This is a genomic window from Clostridium cavendishii DSM 21758, from assembly GCF_900141845.1.
GTDB lineage: Bacteria > Bacillota > Clostridia > Clostridiales > Clostridiaceae > Clostridium_AG > Clostridium_AG cavendishii.
Genome location: NZ_FQZB01000009.1, coordinates 31,095 through 47,778, shown reverse-complemented (window position 1 = coordinate 47,778; position 16,684 = coordinate 31,095). Strand labels below are relative to the sequence as shown.

The following is a 16,684-nucleotide window of genomic DNA, read 5'->3' as shown; positions in this document are numbered from 1 at the left end:
TAAAGGCTTATATAAAAATAATTCAGACTATTTTTAATATAAAAAAATATAAGCTTTGGCTATTTTTTGTTACTTTCAGGTTGAAATATATACTAATATAGGAGTATAGTATTATATGTAGATATATCCGCTTCTATTGATGAAAGGAGAAATGAACATGAAACTTATGGAACAAATATGGGAATCAGCACGTAAAGATATAAAGAAAATCGTGCTTCCTGAAGGTAACGAAGAAAGAACTTTAGTAGCAGCCCAAAAAATAAGAGAAGAGGGCTTAGCAGATGTTATTCTAGTAGGAGCTATTGACGAAATAAAAGCAAAAGCTTCATCTTTAGGGGTTAACTTAGAAGGAATAGAAATAGAAGATCCTTCAACTTCTAAAGTTTTTGAAAAATATGCAGAAGAATTTTATGAATTAAGAAAAAATAAAGGGATGACTTTAGAAAAAGCTAAGAAAATAGTTAGAGATCCTCTTTATTTTGGAACTATGATGGTAAAAATGGATGATGCAGATGGTATGGTATCAGGAGCAGTACATACAACAGGGGATCTTTTAAGACCAGGCCTTCAAATAATCAAGACTGCACCAGGAGTATCTGTGGTATCAAGCTTTTTCATAATGGTTGTACCAGGATCTAAATATGGTGAAGAAGGAATGTTATTATTCTCTGACTGTGCAGTTAATCCAAATCCTACATCTGATCAATTAGCAGCTATAGCTATAGCTACAGCTGATACAGCTAAAAAATTATGTAAGGTTGAGCCTAAGGTTGCAATGTTATCATTTTCAACTATGGGAAGTGCTGATCACGAATCAGTAGATAAAGTAAGATTAGCAACAGAAAAGACTAAAGAATTAAGACCAGATTTATTAATAGATGGTGAGATGCAACTAGATGCTGCGATTGTAGAAAAGGTAGCAAATCAAAAAGCTCCAAATAGCGAAGTTGCAGGAAAAGCAAATGTTCTTGTATTTCCAGATTTACAATCAGGAAATATAGGATATAAATTAGTTCAAAGATTTGCTAACGCAGAAGCTATAGGACCTGTATGTCAAGGTTTTGCAAAACCTATAAATGACTTATCAAGAGGTTGTAGTTCTGATGATATAGTAAATGTTGTTGCATTAACAGCAGTTCAAGCACAAAAATAATTACAGAAGCTTTATGAGGAGGAAGAAAAATGAATATTTTAGTTATAAATTGTGGAAGTTCATCATTAAAATATCAATTAATTAATATGACAAACGAAGAAGTCCTAGCTCAAGGTATAGTAGAAAGAATAGGGATAGACGGTTCAATCTTGACTCAAAAGGTTGAAGGTAGAGATAAATATATAATAGAAACTCCAATGGAAAGTCATAAAATAGCAGTTAAATTAGTTTTAGATGCTTTAGTAGATAATAAAAATGGAGTTATAAACTCTATGGATGAAATAGCAGCTGTTGGACATAGAATAGTTCATGGTGGAGAAAGATATGCTAAATCAGTTTTAGTAGATGATGAAGTTGTAAAATATATAGAAGAGTGTATAAAACTTGCACCACTTCATAATCCAGCACACATAATAGGTATAAATGCATGTAAAGAATTAATGCCAAATACAAAAATGGCAGTTGTATTTGATACAGCTTTTCACCAAACTATGCCTGAACATGCATACCTTTATGCCCTGCCATATGAATTATATAAGGAACATAACATAAGAAAATATGGTTTCCATGGAACATCACATAAATATGTTTCAGCTAAGGTTGCTGAAGTTATGGGAAAAGATATAAAGGATTTAAAGATAGTAACTTGTCATCTAGGAAATGGTGCAAGTATTACAGCTGTTAAAGACGGAATTTCTGTAGAAACAAGTATGGGATTTACTCCACTTGAAGGGGTTGCTATGGGAACTAGATCAGGTAATATAGATCCTGCTATAGTAACTTATTTAATGAAGGAAGCTAATTATTCATTAGATGAAGTTAATGAAATTTTAAATAAAAAATCAGGAGTACTAGGTATTTCTGGGGTAAGTAGTGACTTTAGAGATATAGAAGCTGCTGCATCTAATGGAAATCATAGAGCACAATTAGCTTTAGATATATTCCATTATAGAGTAAAACAACATGTAGCGTCATATGCAGCATCAATGGGTGGAGTAGATGTTGTAGTATTTACAGCAGGTGTTGGAGAAAATTCACCAGAAACAAGAGAAGAAGTTTGTAAAGGCTTAGAATTTATGGGGATAAACATAGACCCAGCTAAAAATAAAGTAAGAGGAAAACTTACAGAAATAAGCTCAGATTCTTCAAAAGTTAAAATTTATATTGTTCCAACTAATGAAGAATTAATGATTGCAAAAGATACATTAGCTTTAATAAGCAAATAAATAATAAAATTACTTGACTTTTAAAAAAGTAGTTTATATAATAAGTCTTGTGTTGTCAATAAATATTACTAATATTAACAAGGAGCGTGAATTCTTGTTATGGAATTGAAATTTTCAGAAATTTATTCAAAAAGAGAGAAGAAAAAGCAGCTTGATTTTGCCTTTGAAATTGAATCATTTGATTTTGAAGGTGAAGAGATTAAAGCTACGAAACCAGTACATGTTATTGGTGAGTTAGGATTAATTGGAAGTATCATAGAGCTTACAGTTCATATAAACACTGAACTAGAGTTTTTGTGTTCAAGATGCTTAAGTAGCTTTTTATATACTGTTGATATTGATGCAGTAGAAAAGTTTACAAATAACAAAGAGTATAATGAGGACGAAGATATTGTTGTAATAACCGATGATAGACTAGATATTAATGAGGTTATAATAAACAACATAATTTCAACCTTACCTATCAAGAGATTATGTAACAATGACTGTAAAGGGCTTTGTCAAGAGTGTGGAACTAATCTTAATTTAACTACTTGTAGTTGTAATTCAGGAGATGTAGACATAAGACTTGCTAAGCTTAAGGAATTGTTTAACTGATAAGGAGGTGTTACAATGGGAAATCCAGCTAGAAAGACTTATAGAGCAAAAAGAGACTCAAGAAGAGCTCAAACTTTTAAAGCAAGCATACCAGGTATCGTTGAATGCCCACAATGCCACGAAATGAAAATGGCTCACAGAGTATGTAAAAACTGTGGACACTACAAAGGTCACGAAGTAGTTGCTTCAGAAAAATAAAGAAAGTCTTATGACTTTCTTTTCTTTGTATATAGAGAAAAAAAGGGGTGAAAAATATGAGGATAGCTATTGATGGTATGGGTGGAGATAATGCACCTAAAGCTGTTATAGAGGGAGTAGTACAAGGACTTAAGGATTTTAAGGATATAGAGTTCTATATAACAGGGCCTGAAGAAGTTTTGAAAGCAGAATTAGATAAACATGAAGCAGATTTATCTAGAATTAAGCTTATAAATGCTACAGAAGTAATAAGTCCAAATGAGCATCCAGTTATGGCTATAAGGAAGAAAAAAGATTCTTCTATGGTTAAAGCTTTAAATCTGGTTAAAAATAAAGAATGTGACGCAATAATATCTGCTGGAAGTACTGGAGCATTTTTGGGAGGATCTACTCTTATAGTAGGTAGAATTAAGGGTATAGAGCGTCCAGCATTAGCGCCGATAATGCCAGGTAAAAATGGAGCGTTTATGGTGATAGATGCAGGAGCAAATGTAGACTGTAAACCACATTACTTAGTTCAATTTGCCAAAATGGGTTTAATATATTTTGAATCTGTTTTAAATGTTAAAAATCCGAATGTCGGACTTATAAATATTGGTGAAGAAGAAGAAAAGGGAAATGATCTTACGAAACAAGCGTTTAAACTTTTGAAGGAAGAAGATTTGAACTTTGTAGGTAACGTAGAACCAAGGGAAGTACCAAAAGGTGATGTAAATGTTTTAGTTTGTGATGGTTTTGTAGGTAATACTGTCCTTAAGATGTATGAAGGTGTTGCAAGTACTATATTTTCATTGCTAAAAAATGAAATAATGGCATCCTCATTCACCAAAATAGGTGGATTATTTTTAAAGCCTGTATTCAAATCTCTTAAAAAGAAATTTGATTATAAAGAATATGGTGGAGCACCATTTTTAGGTGTAGATGGTATATGCATTAAGGCTCATGGTAGTTCAGATGCAAGAGCTTTTAAAAATGCTATAAGGCAAGCAGAAAGTTTTTATTCTAATGGATTAATAGATAAGATAAAACTTTCTGTTAAACAAGAAGAAAATAATTAAATTTAAGAATAATCCAAGGATATATTGACTAGGATTTGGATATATAATATTATCTAAGTAGGTTAATATTAGGAGGTGACAATAGATGTTTGAAAAAATAAAAGCGATAATAGCTGATCAATTAAGTATAAACGAGGACAGTATTACTAAAGAATCTTCATTTATAGAAGATTTAGGAGCTGATTCATTAGATATAATGCAACTTATAATGGCACTTGAAGATGAACTAGAAATGGAAATACCAGATGAAGAAGCTGAAAAGTTTGTAACTGTAGGCGATGCTCTTAATTATATCAAGGCTCATAATGAAGAGTAATTAAGTCCCGCTGTAGCGGGATTTAATATTTTTACTTAAATCTAAAATAATTTAAGTTTATTCTTGAATTTGTTTTATAAGTTTAGAGGACAAACTGAAGAATAAACCTTAAGGAGTGAATTTTAAGGTGTTAGACTTTAATATTGAAAAAATAGAAAAAATCCTAAATATAAATTTTGATGAAAAGGAACATATAATAACAGCTTTAACTCATAGTTCTTTTGCTAATCAATTCAAAGATGTTAAATACAATGAAAGGTTAGAGTTTCTAGGTGATTCAGTGCTTCAGCTTTGTATGACGCAATATCTTTATAATAATTATAAAAATAAGTCAGAAGGTGAACTTACTAAAATAAGAGCTCTTATAGTTTGTGAAAATTCTTTATATGAAGTTGGTAAAAAGCTTAACTTAGGGTCAATGATAAGAATGAGCAAAGGTGAGGAACTTACTGGGGGAAGAGAAAGAATATCTATACAAGCAGATTGTGTTGAAGCGGTTATAGCAGCCATATATCTTGATAAAGGTATTGAAGTTGTTAATGAGTTTATAATAAATAATTTTAAAAATATAATAGAAAAAGCAATAAATGAAGAAATAGTTTTAGATTTTAAAACAAAGTTGCAAGAAATAATGCAAAGAAATGGTGAAGTAAACATAATATATGAATTAGTAAAATATGAAGGTCCGCCACATAGAAGAAAATTTTACACAAGAGTTCTTATAGACAGCATTATTATGGGAGAAGGGGCTGGCTTTAGTAAAAAGGAAGCAGAACAAAATGCAGCAAAACATGCATTGTCTAAGATGGAGGAAGTGGTATGAGTAAAAAGCATTACATAATACCTATATTTGTTCCACATGAAGGATGTCCACATGATTGTGTGTTTTGTAATCAAAATAAGATAACTGGTGAAGAAAGTAAAGTAGATAGCGATTTTGTTGTAAATACAATAGAAGAATATTTAGGTACAATAAATAAAAATGATGCTACTTTAGAAGTATCTTTTTTTGGGGGTACATTTACAGCAATAGATATAAATAAGCAAAGAGAATTATTACAAGTAGCAAAAGATTATAAGCAAAAAGGTCTTATAAATTTTATAAGATTATCTACAAGGCCTGATTATATAGATGACTTTATATTAACTCATTTGAAAGAATATTCAGTTGATATAATAGAATTAGGGGTTCAATCTTTAGACGAAGAAGTTCTTTTGAAGTCAGGTAGAGGACATACTGCAGAACAGGTTGGTGATGCATCCAGGCTTATAAAAGAGTATGGCTTTATATTAGGGCATCAGATAATGGTAGGATTGCCAGGTGATGATGCACTTAAATCTATAGATACAGCAAAGAAGTCAATAGCTATGGGTCCTGATATTTGCAGAATATATCCAGCCCTAACTATAAAAGATACTATGATGGAAAAGATGTTTTTAAACGGAGATTATAACCCTTTTTCATTAGAAAAAGCTGTAGAAGTTGTTGAAGAAATTTATAAACTTTATATTGAAAAAAATATAAATGTTATCAGAATAGGACTACAACCTACAGATAATATAAATCTGGGGAAAGATGTAGTGGCGGGACCTTTTCATGCAGCGTTTAGAGAACTTGTAGAAAGTAAAATAATAAATGATAAATTATTTAATGAACTTAATGGTTACAAAGGTGAAGTTACTGTTACAATAAGTAATAGAAGTATTTCAAAATTGTATGCAAATAAAAAGTATTATTTTAAAAAGTTAGATAATTCATTATCAGATATAGAATTAAAAGTTAATGTATTAGAGAAATTTGATATAAATAGTATAAGCTTAAAAAGTGAAAATTTTATTAAAACTATTATAATATAAATATTTAATAAAGATGAAGGAAATTTTTTTGTTGTAACGAATATAACTTCTATAATATAAATTGGGGGAGTTATATATGGATATTTTAAAAGTTTCGACGAAGTCAACACCTAAGTATGTAGCGGGGGTATTAGCTACTATTTTGAGAAAAAATAAAGTCGCAGAGATTCAGGCTATAGGGCCGGGAGCTGTAAATCAAGCTGTAAAGTCAATAACTATAGCCAGAGGCTTTATAGCTCCTAATGGGATGGAATTATTAGTCATACCTGCGTTTTCTGAAGTTCAGATTCAAGGTCATGAAAAGACTGCTATAAAATTTATAGTAGAATCTAGGTAAATAGCCTTAGAGTTAAAACTCTAAGGCTTTTCTTAAGTGATAATCAAAATTTTGAATCAAGCTATTAGAACTTCTTATATAAAGAATGGGCAATAGAGGTTTTATTTATGTATTTTAATGTTTGAAAAGGTGATGGTAGATGATAATTTTGAATAGTCACTTATTGATATTTATAAATATTTACTATAAACTAATATAGAATAAGGAGTGAGATAAATATGAAAAAATCAAGTAGACAAAAAACAATGCAAGTTATATTGATATTTATATTAGCCATGTTTGTTTTAGGTATAATAGGAACAGTTTTAGCACAGCTTAAAATACTATAGGGACAATATTTGGCAACATTTTAATAAGGAGTGAAGTTATGTTTTTAAAATCTCTTGAAATAAGAGGGTTTAAATCCTTTGCAGATAAAACAGAACTTAAATTTAAAAAAGGAGTAACGGCAGTAGTAGGTCCTAATGGTAGTGGGAAAAGTAATATTTCGGATTCGGTAAGATGGGTTTTAGGTGAGCAAAGTGTAAAAACTCTTAGAGGTGGAAAAATGGAAGATGTAATTTTTGCAGGAACCCATTTTAGAAAACCTGTAGGACTTGCTCAGGTTTCACTTACTTTAGACAATACAGATAAAGAACTTGCTACAGATTATTCAGAAGTTACCATAACAAGAAGAATTTTTAGATCAGGTGAAAGTGAATATCTTTTAAATAATACACAGTGTAGATTAAAGGATATAACAGCATTATTTATGGATACTGGTATTGGTAAAGAAGGCTATTCACTAATTGGACAAGGAAAGATAGAAGCTATATTAAGTGGTAAGCCTGAAGAGAGAAGAAATTTATTAGAAGAAGCTGCTGGTATAGTTAAATTTAAGTCAAGAAAAATAGAGGCTGAAAAAAAGTTAGAAAATACAGAACAAAACTTAGTTAGAATTAATGATATAATATCTACTTTTGAAGAAAGAATAGAACCTTTAAGGATAGAAAATGAAAAGGCTAATAAGTTTTTGGGCTATTCAGAAAGGCTTAAGGAAAAGGAAATATCATTAATAGTATATTTTTTGAGAAATATTGATAAAAATATAAATGAGCAAAAAGAAGCAATAGAAGTTTTAAAATCTGAAAACGAAAAAAGTAAAATATCTTATGAAATTAAATCAAAAAAGCTTGGAACGTTAAATGAAAATTTGGACATTCTTGAAAATAATCATAATAATGAAATAAATATATATTATGAAAATAAAGAAAAAATAAATAAAATAAGTTCTGATATAGATATTTTAAAAGAAAGAATAAATAGTATAAAAAATTTAATAAATCTTGATAAAGAATCCAAAACTAAACTAGAAGCATTAAATTATGATTTGAAATCATCTAAAGAAAATATAATTTTAGAAATAGAAAATAAAAGCTTAGAAGAAAAAAATATTTTAACTGAAATAAATGATTTAAAAGAGAAAGAGAACTTCTTTTTAGAAACTACTAAGGATAAAGAAGTATCGTTAAATGAAAAAAGAGATGAAGAGTTTGAAGTTTTAAAAACAATATCAGATATTAATAATAAAAATACAGTGCTTGTTAATCAGGAAAAATCTATAATTTCACTTATAGAAAACTCTAGAAATAATGTAACTAATTATGAGAATGCATTAAAGATAAATCTTTCTACTAAAAATATGCTAAATGTTAATTTAGATAATATAAAGCTAAAGGTAGAGGATTTACAAAAAACAATATTAAATAATAAAACTAGGCTTACAAAATCTATAGCTATTAATAATGAAAATGAGAAAAAATATAAGAATATAAATTTTGAAATAAATAAGCTTGAAGCTAATTCTAATATGTTATCAAATTTAGAAAAACAATATGAAGGTTATAATAGAGCTGTTAAATCTATAATGGAGAGTATTAAAAATTCAAAGCTTAATGTTTCAAAGGAACATTGTCATGTTTTAGGTGAAATTATTAATGTTAAAAGAGGCTATGAAGTAGCTATAGAAATAGCTTTAGGAGCTAGTGTTTCTAACATTATAGTTGAAAATGAAAATTTAGCGAAGGATTTAATATCCTATTTGAAAGCTAATAGGTTGGGAAGAGCTACATTTTTACCACTTACTACAATAAAAGGTAAAAAGATAGAAGTGCCTAAACATATAACATTAGAACAAGGATATCTAGGGGTTGCTTCAGAGCTTATAAGTTTTGATAAAAAGTATGAGAATTGTATTAATTATGTTCTTGGTAGAACATTAATTTGTGAAGATATCGATAGCGCTATAAGAGTAGCTAAGAAAACTAATTATAGTTATAAAATAGTAACACAAGAAGGTGAAGTTATAACTCCAGGAGGGGCATTAACTGGTGGTAGTATTCATAGTAAAAATTCAGGAGTTATTACAAGAAGAGCAGAAATAGATAAATTAGCTTTAGAGCTTAAAAATTTAAAAAATGTAAAACAAGAATTAGAAGTTAAACTTAAGGATTTAAAAACAGAAATAAAAAATCTAGATGAAGAGAATTTAAATCTTAAGGATGAGGTTCATTATAAAAATATTGAACTTACGAAGTTAGAATCTGAAATAGCTAATATTAACAAAGAAAAAAGTAGTCTAGCTAACAATATTGAAATATCAAAAAAAGATATTGAATTAAGTAGTGAGAGATTAGGGAAACTTAAAAATGATTTAGCAGAAAATAATGAAAAATTAGAAGCTGCTACTAAAAAACAAAAAGAGATTAGAGAAACTATTATAAGCTTGGAAAACTATATGAAGGAGGGAAGTGATTTTTTAAAAACAAATCAAGAAAAGCTTACAAGTTTAAAGGTAAACAAAGCAAAGCTTGATGAATATGTTTTAAGTAAGAAAAATGAACTTTTAAGAGCAGAAAAAGATATAGAAGACAACGAAGTTAGACTTAAAGAAATAGCTGTTAATATAGTAAACAATGAAAAACTTATAGAAGAAAATCATTGTAAAATAGATAAATACAATGAAGAAATAGAGGCTACTAAGCTAGCACTAAAAGAGACTGAAGAGCTATTTAAAGAATATGAAGTTAATAAAATTAAATTAAAGGAAGATATAAAATCGATAAGTTCAGAACTGGAATTTTTAAGGCTTGAAATCGGGAAGAAAGAAGAAGAAGTTCATAAGCAAGATATAGTATATACTAAATTGATATCTGAAAAGGATTCTCATTTTACAAGACTTAATGATGAGTTTGAAATTTCTTATGCTGAAGCTTTAGATTATGCAAAGGAAATTGTTGATTTAAGTGCACATAAGGATGAGATAGTCAAATTAAAGGGAAGCATATTTAGATTAGGAACTGTTAATGTAAGTGCAATAGAAGAATATAAAGATGTTTTAGAAAAATATAATTTTATGTCTTCACAGAGAGAGGATTTAGAAAAGTCAAAAGAAGAAATATTAAGTGTGATTTCAGATATGACAAAAAAGATGAAAGAAGTATTTAAGGAAAACTTTAATGTGTTAAATTCTTATTTTGATGAAACTTTTAAAGAGTTATTTAAAGGTGGTAGTGCAGAACTTATACTTTCAGAAGGGGATGAACTTACTGCAAATATAGATATAAATGTAGAACCACCAGGTAAAAAGGTTCAAAATATAAATCTTATGTCGGGTGGAGAGAAGGTTTTATCGGCAATAGCATTATTATTTGCGATACTTAAGATGAAACCAACACCGTTCTGTATACTAGATGAAATAGAGGCTGCTTTAGATGATGCAAATGTCTTTAGGTATGCTGAGTTTTTAAAGGAATTTTCAAAGGATGTACAGTTTATTGTAATTACGCACAGAAAGGGGACTATGGAAGCCTCAGATGTAATGTATGGAGTTACTATGCAGGAAAAAGGAGTTTCAAAAGTAGTTTCAGTAGATTTATCAAAATAAAGAATATTTAATAAAATAATATAAATCATAGGAGGAATTGTATGTTTGGAGGATTTTTTGACAAATTAAAGTCTGGCTTAACAAAAACAAGAGACAATTTAACTGACAAAATAAATGATGTTCTTAATTTAGCTATTAATATAGATGAAGATTTATATGAAGAACTAGAAGAAATACTTATAACATCAGATATAGGTATGGAAACTACTATGGAGATAATCCAAAGATTGAAAGTTAAGATAAGAGAAGAAAAGATAAATGATGTAGCAGAAGTAAAACCAGCTTTAAAAAGAGTAATTGCAGATATGCTAAATGAAGGAGATTACAAGAAGGATGAAACTTCTGAAAAAGAAGTAATACTTGTAATAGGTGTAAATGGTGTTGGTAAAACTACATCAATAGGAAAGCTTGCAGCAAAATCTAAAAATAGTGGTAAAAAGGTTTTACTTGCAGCAGCAGATACTTTTAGAGCAGCAGCTATAGATCAGTTAGAGGTTTGGAGTAAGAGAGCTAATGTAGATATAGTAAAGCATGGAGAAGGATCCGATCCAGCAGCAGTAGTTTTTGATGCAATTAAAGCTGCTCAAGCTAGAAATATTGATCTTTTAATTTGTGATACAGCGGGAAGACTTCATAATAAAAAGAACCTTATGGATGAGCTAGCTAAAATAAATAGAATTATAGATAGGGATCTTGTAGGGTATAAAAAAGAGACTTTATTAGTTTTAGATGCTACCACAGGACAAAATGCTGTAATACAAGCCAAACAATTTATGGAGGCTTGCCCAATAGATGGTATTATTTTGACTAAGTTAGATGGTACAGCTAAAGGAGGAGTGGTTATAGCGATTAAAAATTCTTTAAACATTCCTGTTAGATATATAGGTGTTGGAGAAGGGGTAGAAGATCTTCAAGAATTTAATGCCAGTGATTTTGCGGAAGCATTACTTTAATTTGAGGTATATTATGAAAGTAGTATGATATACTTGCTTGTTTTGTCTCTATTATTTTCTTTCACATAATTAAAATTAAAATAATAACAAAAAAACAAAGTGTTAAGTAAAAATACTTGACACTCTGTTTGAAATCTGATATTATCTTTTTTGTGAGCAAGGTGATTATATGGTAGATAGATTTAAAGTATCAATTTTATTAGATTACTACGGATGCTTACTAACTGCAAAACAACTTGATATTATGACGATGTACTTTAATGAAGATTTATCTTTAGCAGAAATTGCAGAGATAAATCAGACTAGTAGGCAAGCGATTCATGATTTAACAAAAAGGTGTTATAAGCAATTAGTAAGTTATGAAGAAAAGCTAAAGCTTTTACAAAAGAGTAATATAAGAAAAAAACTTAAAGAGGATTTAATTGATAAGCTAAATGTCTATTCTATAGAGGAAGAGCCTAAAGTACTTATCAATGAAACCCTAGAAGAGATATTAAACGCATAGGAGGGTTAACATGGCTTTTGAAGGTTTATCATCAAAATTACAAGATGCCTTTAAAAAATTAAAAGGTAAAGGTAAACTAACAGAAAAAGATATAAAAGAAGCCATGAGAGAAGTAAAGCTTGCATTATTAGAAGCTGATGTTAACTTTAAAGTTGTAAAGCAATTTGTAAGTAATGTTAGCAGTAAGTGTGTTGGTAGTGAGGTGTTAGAAAGTTTAACACCAGCTCAACAAGTTATAAAAATAGTAAATGAAGAACTTACTAATCTTATGGGGCAAACAGAAAGTAAACTTAACTACGCTGATAATGGACCTACAGTATTTATGCTAGTAGGACTTCAAGGTGCTGGTAAAACTACGATGTGTGGTAAACTAGCTTTGCACCTAAGAAAGAAGAATAAAAAACCATTACTTGTAGCGTGTGATATATATAGGCCAGCTGCTATAAAACAACTTGAAGTTGTAGGAAAGCAGATAGATGTTCCAGTATTTACTTTAGGTGATAAGGTAAAGGCGGTAGATATTGCAAAAGCTGGTATAGCTCATGCAAAAGAACATGGTCAAAATATAGTTATAATTGATACTGCAGGTAGACTTCATATAGATGGAGAATTAATGCAGGAACTTGAAGATGTAAAGGCTGCTGTAAATCCAAAAGAAATACTTTTAGTAGTGGATTCTATGACAGGGCAAGATGCTGTAAATGTAGCTGAAAGCTTTAATAATACCTTAGATATTTCAGGTGTTATTTTAACAAAATTAGATGGAGATACTAGAGGTGGTGCTGCACTGTCTATAAGACATGTAACACAAAAGCCTATAAAGTTTGCTGGTATTGGAGAAAAGATGAATGACATAGAAGTCTTCCATCCAGATAGAATGGCTTCAAGAATATTAGGAATGGGTGATGTACTATCCCTAATTGAAAAAGCACAGCAAGCAATAGATGAGGATGAAGCTAAAAAGTTAAGCGATAGGATGATGAATCAAGAATTTAACTTTGAAGATTTCCTTGCAATGATGGATCAGATGAAAAAACTTGGACCAATTAATAAACTTATGGAAATGGTGCCAGGTGTTAATTCAAAACAACTAGAAGGAATAGATTTTGCAGAAGGTGAAAAGCAAATTGCAAAACAAAAGGCAATTATTCAATCTATGACTGCAAAGGAAAGAAGAAATCCAAATCTTATATCTAGTTCAAGTTCAAGAAAAAAGAGAATCGCAAATGGTTCAGGAACTACAATTCAAGAAGTTAATAAGCTCATTAAGGGATATGAAATGGCTAAAAAGCAAATGAAACAAATGAAATCATTACAAAAGAATGCTAAAAAGGGTCTTTTTGGAAAGTTACCTTTTATGAGTTAAATATATAATATTTTTTAAAGGAGGTGAAATAGACATGGCAGTAAAGATAAGACTAAGAAGAATGGGTGCTAAAAAAGCTCCTTTCTACAGAGTAGTTGTTGCAGATTCAAGAAGTCCTAGAGATGGAAGATTCATCGAAGAAATAGGATACTACAATCCAGTTGCTAAACCAGAAGCAGAAGTTAAAATAGACGCTGAAAAGGCAAGCAAATGGTTAGGAAATGGTGCACAACCAACAGATGTTGTTAAAAGACTTTTTGTTAAAGCTGGAATTAACAAATAATACTTGGGAGGTGAATTCTGTTTAGCTTATGTTAAACAGAGGTTTATGAGAGAATTAGTAGAAGTAATTGCTAAATCACTAGTAGATAATCCAAGTTTAGTTAACGTTAATGAAATTGCAGGAGAACAATCTATTATCCTACAGCTTAAGGTTGCACCTGAAGATATGGGGAAAGTAATTGGCAAACAGGGAAGAATAGCTAAGGCTATTAGAACTGTGGTTAAAGCTGCTGCAATGAAAGAAAACAAAAGAGTAGTTGTAGAAATCATTTAAAGAAGAGTTAGGGTAACCTAGCTCTTTTTAAATATATAATAAAACATGAGGTGAAGTTATGAGCGAAATGTTAAATGTTGGTCAAATTATAAACACACATGGAGTAATAGGTGCTGTTAAGGTTCATCCTTTAACAGATAATATGTATAGATTTGATTATTTAGAAGATGTTTATATCGATGGAAAAAAGTATTACATAGAAGAAGTTAAGTATCTAAAGGATAAAGTTGTACTTAAGCTTGAAGGAATAAATTCTATGAATGATGCAGAGAAATATAAGACTAAGTATATACAAATAACTAGAGATCAATCAGTTGAATTAGATGAAGATACTTTTTTTATAACAGATCTTTTAGGTTGCACAGTAGTAGATACTCAGGATTTTGAATATGGTAAGGTTTTTGAAGTTATTCAAACAGGAAGCAATGATGTTTATTGGGTTAAAGGTAATAAAGAGATATTAATTCCAGTTCTTAAAGAAATAGTTTTAGATATAAATGTAGAAAATAAAAAAATAGTTATTAAACCAGCAGGTGAATGGCAAGATGAAGATTAATATTCTAACGTTGTTTCCAGAAATGTTTGATATCTTTAATCATAGTATTATAGGGCGATCTAAAGAAAATGGACTTATAGATATTGAAGCTATTAATATTAGAGATTACACTTTAAATAAGCATAGAAAAGTGGATGACTATCCATATGGTGGTGGAGCTGGAATGGTTATGAGTGCTCAGCCAGTAGTTTCTGCTATAAAACATGTTAAGAATTATAATGATGGAAAGGTTATATTCTTAGGACCTAGAGGAATAACTTTTAATCAGACTTTGGCTACAGAGCTTAGTAAAGAAAACAATTTAATCTTTGTTTGTGGTCATTATGAAGGAATTGATGAAAGAGCCTATAAATATTTTGATATGGAAATATCTATTGGAGATTATGTTTTAACAGGTGGAGAAATGGCGTGTATTCCAATTGTTGATAGCATATGTAGACTTATACCAGGTGTTCTAGGAAAAGAAGAAAGTTTTATGGAAGAATCCTTTTATAATGGACTTTTAGAATATCCTCAATATACAAGACCAGAGGTTTTTGAAGATGAAAGGGTGCCGGAGGTTTTGCTTTCTGGACACCATGAAAATATAAGAAAATGGAGAAGACGTGAGTCTCTACTTATAACTAAAGAAAGAAGGAAAGACTTATTTGATAAGATTGTATTAACCAAAGAAGACATTAAATTATTAAAATAAAAATTATTGATTTAGTGCATAATTTATGTTAAAATAAGCTTTGTGTTAGTACGGACGGTCCTCTGTCATATAATATTGTTAAGAACGTCAAAAAAAACTAAGGAGGGACTACACATGAACGAAATAATAAGATTAATAGAACAAGAACAAGTGAGAACTGATTTACCAGCATTCAACGTTGGAGATACAATCAAAGTTCACGTAAGAATTAAAGAAGGTAACAGAGAAAGAGTTCAAATGTTCGAAGGAACTGTTATCAAAAAACAAAATGGTGGAATAAGAGAAACTTTCACTGTAAGAAGAGTTGCATTCAACACTGGAGTTGAAAGAACATTCCCACTAAATGCTCCAATTATAGAAAAAATTGAAGTTACTAGAAGAGGTAAAGTTAGAAGAGCTAAATTATTCTACTTAAGAGATAGAGTAGGTAAAGCTGCTAAAGTTAAAGAAAGAATGTAATATGTACTTATAAAAGACGGGGACTAATTTAGTCCCGTTTTTTGTTATATAAAAAAATAGGGAGGGATAATTGTATGGCTATTAATTGGTTTCCGGGACATATGGTAAAAACAAAGAGAGAAATAAAGGAAAATTTAAAGCTTGTAGATGCAGTTATAGAGATTAGAGATGCTAGAATCCCAAGAGCTTCATCTAATCCGGAAATAGAAGGTTTAACTCAAGGAAAGCCAAGGCTTATATTACTTAACAAAAGTGATTTAACAGATAGTAAGGTTACCAAAGAATGGATAAAAATGCTTACTAAAGATGATGTAAAGGCTATAGAAGTGAATTCGCTTCAAGGTGACGGACTTAAGAATATAAAACCAGCAGTACTTAGCCTTCTAAAGGAAAAGCATGATAGAATGAAAGCTAAAGGACTTGTAAATATAACAACTAGAGTTATGGTTGTTGGTATACCTAATGTAGGAAAATCTACATTTATAAACAAAATGGCTAAAAATAATATAGCTAAAACTGGAGATAGACCCGGTGTTACCAAAAGTAAACAATGGATAAAAACATCTATTGGACTTGAGCTTTTAGATACTCCAGGTATATTGTGGCCTAAATTTGAAGATGAGGAAGTTGCTTTAAATCTTGCATTTACTGGTGCTATAAAGGATGAAATAATGGATACAGAGGAGCTTGCGTTTAAATTAGTAGAAAGATTAATGAAAATTGCTCCCGAAATGCTTATGACAAGATATAAACTAGAAAGTTTAGATGAAGATCCATTAGAGAATCTAAATTCTATAGCTAGAAAAAGAGGAGCTTTAATATCAGGTGGAGAAATAAACTATAATAGAATAGCTGCTATATTATTAGATGAATTTAGATCAGGTAAAATAGGAAAGATTTCTTTAGAAAGACCATAAAGAGGGTGTTT

The 16,684-nt window shown here is 29.9% G+C and carries 19 protein-coding genes; all 19 read left to right on the top strand.

The genetic code is table 11. From position 1 onward, the window contains the following. Nucleotides 1-157: 157 nt before the first annotated feature. A complete protein-coding gene (gene pta, locus BUB01_RS10365; RefSeq protein ID WP_072986935.1) occupies nucleotides 158-1,153 on the top strand; it encodes a phosphate acetyltransferase in 996 nt (331 codons plus the stop codon). 29 nt (nucleotides 1,154-1,182) lie between these two features. Further along, entirely contained in the window at nucleotides 1,183-2,379 is a 1,197-nt protein-coding gene (locus BUB01_RS10360; RefSeq protein WP_072986932.1) for an acetate kinase, read from the top strand. A 99-nt stretch (nucleotides 2,380-2,478) separates the two neighbouring features. Beyond that, nucleotides 2,479-2,976, top strand: a complete 498-nt coding sequence (locus tag BUB01_RS10355; protein WP_072986929.1) for a YceD family protein — start codon at nucleotides 2,479-2,481, stop codon at nucleotides 2,974-2,976. A gap of 15 nt (nucleotides 2,977-2,991) precedes the next feature. Further along, on the top strand, nucleotides 2,992-3,174 hold the full coding sequence (gene rpmF, locus BUB01_RS10350; protein WP_072986926.1) for a 50S ribosomal protein L32: 183 nt from the start codon (nucleotides 2,992-2,994) through the stop codon (nucleotides 3,172-3,174). A gap of 56 nt (nucleotides 3,175-3,230) precedes the next feature. Further along, nucleotides 3,231-4,232 (top strand): phosphate acyltransferase PlsX, encoded by a 1,002-nt coding sequence (plsX, locus tag BUB01_RS10345; RefSeq protein WP_072986923.1) that lies wholly within the window; start codon nucleotides 3,231-3,233, stop codon nucleotides 4,230-4,232. Nucleotides 4,233-4,317: 85 nt separating this feature from the next. Then, nucleotides 4,318-4,548 (top strand): acyl carrier protein, encoded by a 231-nt coding sequence (gene acpP / locus BUB01_RS10340; protein WP_072986920.1) that lies wholly within the window; start codon nucleotides 4,318-4,320, stop codon nucleotides 4,546-4,548. 142 nt (nucleotides 4,549-4,690) lie between these two features. Beyond that, on the top strand, nucleotides 4,691-5,371 hold the full coding sequence (rnc, locus tag BUB01_RS10335) for a ribonuclease III (protein ID WP_423231124.1): 681 nt from the start codon (nucleotides 4,691-4,693) through the stop codon (nucleotides 5,369-5,371). Then, nucleotides 5,368-6,405, top strand: coding sequence for an elongator complex protein 3 (locus tag BUB01_RS10330; RefSeq protein ID WP_072986915.1), 1,038 nt, complete (start codon nucleotides 5,368-5,370; stop codon nucleotides 6,403-6,405). Before rnc ends, BUB01_RS10330 begins: the two co-directional genes overlap by 4 nt. A gap of 76 nt (nucleotides 6,406-6,481) precedes the next feature. Beyond that, a complete protein-coding gene (locus tag BUB01_RS10325) occupies nucleotides 6,482-6,742 on the top strand; it encodes a stage V sporulation protein S (protein WP_072986913.1) in 261 nt (86 codons plus the stop codon). Nucleotides 6,743-7,109: 367 nt separating this feature from the next. After that, nucleotides 7,110-10,667 (top strand): chromosome segregation protein SMC, encoded by a 3,558-nt coding sequence (gene smc, locus BUB01_RS10320; protein ID WP_072986911.1) that lies wholly within the window; start codon nucleotides 7,110-7,112, stop codon nucleotides 10,665-10,667. A gap of 41 nt (nucleotides 10,668-10,708) precedes the next feature. Next, nucleotides 10,709-11,620, top strand: coding sequence for a signal recognition particle-docking protein FtsY (gene ftsY, locus BUB01_RS10315; protein WP_072986909.1), 912 nt, complete (start codon nucleotides 10,709-10,711; stop codon nucleotides 11,618-11,620). Nucleotides 11,621-11,789: 169 nt separating this feature from the next. Next, complete coding sequence (locus tag BUB01_RS10310) at nucleotides 11,790-12,125, top strand: putative DNA-binding protein (protein ID WP_072986908.1); 336 nt, start codon at nucleotides 11,790-11,792, stop codon at nucleotides 12,123-12,125. 10 nt (nucleotides 12,126-12,135) lie between these two features. Then, nucleotides 12,136-13,491 (top strand): signal recognition particle protein, encoded by a 1,356-nt coding sequence (ffh, locus tag BUB01_RS10305; protein WP_072986906.1) that lies wholly within the window; start codon nucleotides 12,136-12,138, stop codon nucleotides 13,489-13,491. Nucleotides 13,492-13,525: 34 nt separating this feature from the next. Then, the gene (rpsP, locus tag BUB01_RS10300; RefSeq protein WP_072986904.1) at nucleotides 13,526-13,774 is read left to right on the top strand and encodes a 30S ribosomal protein S16; all 249 of its coding nucleotides are present in this window, start codon (nucleotides 13,526-13,528) and stop codon (nucleotides 13,772-13,774) included. A gap of 45 nt (nucleotides 13,775-13,819) precedes the next feature. Then, nucleotides 13,820-14,047: a KH domain-containing protein gene (locus tag BUB01_RS10295; protein ID WP_072986902.1), complete on the top strand. Its 228-nt coding sequence runs from the start codon at nucleotides 13,820-13,822 to the stop codon at nucleotides 14,045-14,047. Nucleotides 14,048-14,105: 58 nt separating this feature from the next. Then, complete coding sequence (gene rimM / locus BUB01_RS10290; protein WP_072986900.1) at nucleotides 14,106-14,603, top strand: ribosome maturation factor RimM; 498 nt, start codon at nucleotides 14,106-14,108, stop codon at nucleotides 14,601-14,603. Further along, nucleotides 14,593-15,297 carry a tRNA (guanosine(37)-N1)-methyltransferase TrmD gene (gene trmD / locus BUB01_RS10285; RefSeq protein ID WP_072986898.1) on the top strand — a complete coding sequence of 235 codons (705 nt, stop codon included), beginning with the start codon at nucleotides 14,593-14,595 and terminating at the stop codon, nucleotides 15,295-15,297. The genes rimM and trmD overlap by 11 nt, the downstream gene beginning before the upstream one ends. A gap of 114 nt (nucleotides 15,298-15,411) precedes the next feature. Beyond that, nucleotides 15,412-15,756: a 50S ribosomal protein L19 gene (rplS, locus tag BUB01_RS10280; protein WP_072986896.1), complete on the top strand. Its 345-nt coding sequence runs from the start codon at nucleotides 15,412-15,414 to the stop codon at nucleotides 15,754-15,756. A 74-nt stretch (nucleotides 15,757-15,830) separates the two neighbouring features. Further along, nucleotides 15,831-16,673: a ribosome biogenesis GTPase YlqF gene (ylqF, locus tag BUB01_RS10275; RefSeq protein WP_072986894.1), complete on the top strand. Its 843-nt coding sequence runs from the start codon at nucleotides 15,831-15,833 to the stop codon at nucleotides 16,671-16,673. Nucleotides 16,674-16,684 lie beyond the last annotated feature (11 nt).

What these genes read in the sequence shown, in the direction of transcription:
- pta (WP_072986935.1), top strand. Translation starts at nt 158, where the DNA reads ATGAAACTTATGGAACAAATATGGGAATCAGCACGTAAAGATATAAAG.
- BUB01_RS10360 (WP_072986932.1), top strand. Translation starts at nt 1,183, where the DNA reads ATGAATATTTTAGTTATAAATTGTGGAAGTTCATCATTAAAATATCAA.
- BUB01_RS10355 (WP_072986929.1), top strand. Translation starts at nt 2,479, where the DNA reads ATGGAATTGAAATTTTCAGAAATTTATTCAAAAAGAGAGAAGAAAAAG.
- rpmF (WP_072986926.1), top strand. Translation starts at nt 2,992, where the DNA reads ATGGGAAATCCAGCTAGAAAGACTTATAGAGCAAAAAGAGACTCAAGA.
- plsX (WP_072986923.1), top strand. Translation starts at nt 3,231, where the DNA reads ATGAGGATAGCTATTGATGGTATGGGTGGAGATAATGCACCTAAAGCT.
- acpP (WP_072986920.1), top strand. Translation starts at nt 4,318, where the DNA reads ATGTTTGAAAAAATAAAAGCGATAATAGCTGATCAATTAAGTATAAAC.
- BUB01_RS10330 (WP_072986915.1), top strand. Translation starts at nt 5,368, where the DNA reads ATGAGTAAAAAGCATTACATAATACCTATATTTGTTCCACATGAAGGA.
- BUB01_RS10325 (WP_072986913.1), top strand. Translation starts at nt 6,482, where the DNA reads ATGGATATTTTAAAAGTTTCGACGAAGTCAACACCTAAGTATGTAGCG.
- smc (WP_072986911.1), top strand. Translation starts at nt 7,110, where the DNA reads ATGTTTTTAAAATCTCTTGAAATAAGAGGGTTTAAATCCTTTGCAGAT.
- ftsY (WP_072986909.1), top strand. Translation starts at nt 10,709, where the DNA reads ATGTTTGGAGGATTTTTTGACAAATTAAAGTCTGGCTTAACAAAAACA.
- BUB01_RS10310 (WP_072986908.1), top strand. Translation starts at nt 11,790, where the DNA reads ATGGTAGATAGATTTAAAGTATCAATTTTATTAGATTACTACGGATGC.
- ffh (WP_072986906.1), top strand. Translation starts at nt 12,136, where the DNA reads ATGGCTTTTGAAGGTTTATCATCAAAATTACAAGATGCCTTTAAAAAA.
- rpsP (WP_072986904.1), top strand. Translation starts at nt 13,526, where the DNA reads ATGGCAGTAAAGATAAGACTAAGAAGAATGGGTGCTAAAAAAGCTCCT.
- BUB01_RS10295 (WP_072986902.1), top strand. Translation starts at nt 13,820, where the DNA reads ATGAGAGAATTAGTAGAAGTAATTGCTAAATCACTAGTAGATAATCCA.
- rimM (WP_072986900.1), top strand. Translation starts at nt 14,106, where the DNA reads ATGAGCGAAATGTTAAATGTTGGTCAAATTATAAACACACATGGAGTA.
- trmD (WP_072986898.1), top strand. Translation starts at nt 14,593, where the DNA reads ATGAAGATTAATATTCTAACGTTGTTTCCAGAAATGTTTGATATCTTT.
- rplS (WP_072986896.1), top strand. Translation starts at nt 15,412, where the DNA reads ATGAACGAAATAATAAGATTAATAGAACAAGAACAAGTGAGAACTGAT.
- ylqF (WP_072986894.1), top strand. Translation starts at nt 15,831, where the DNA reads ATGGCTATTAATTGGTTTCCGGGACATATGGTAAAAACAAAGAGAGAA.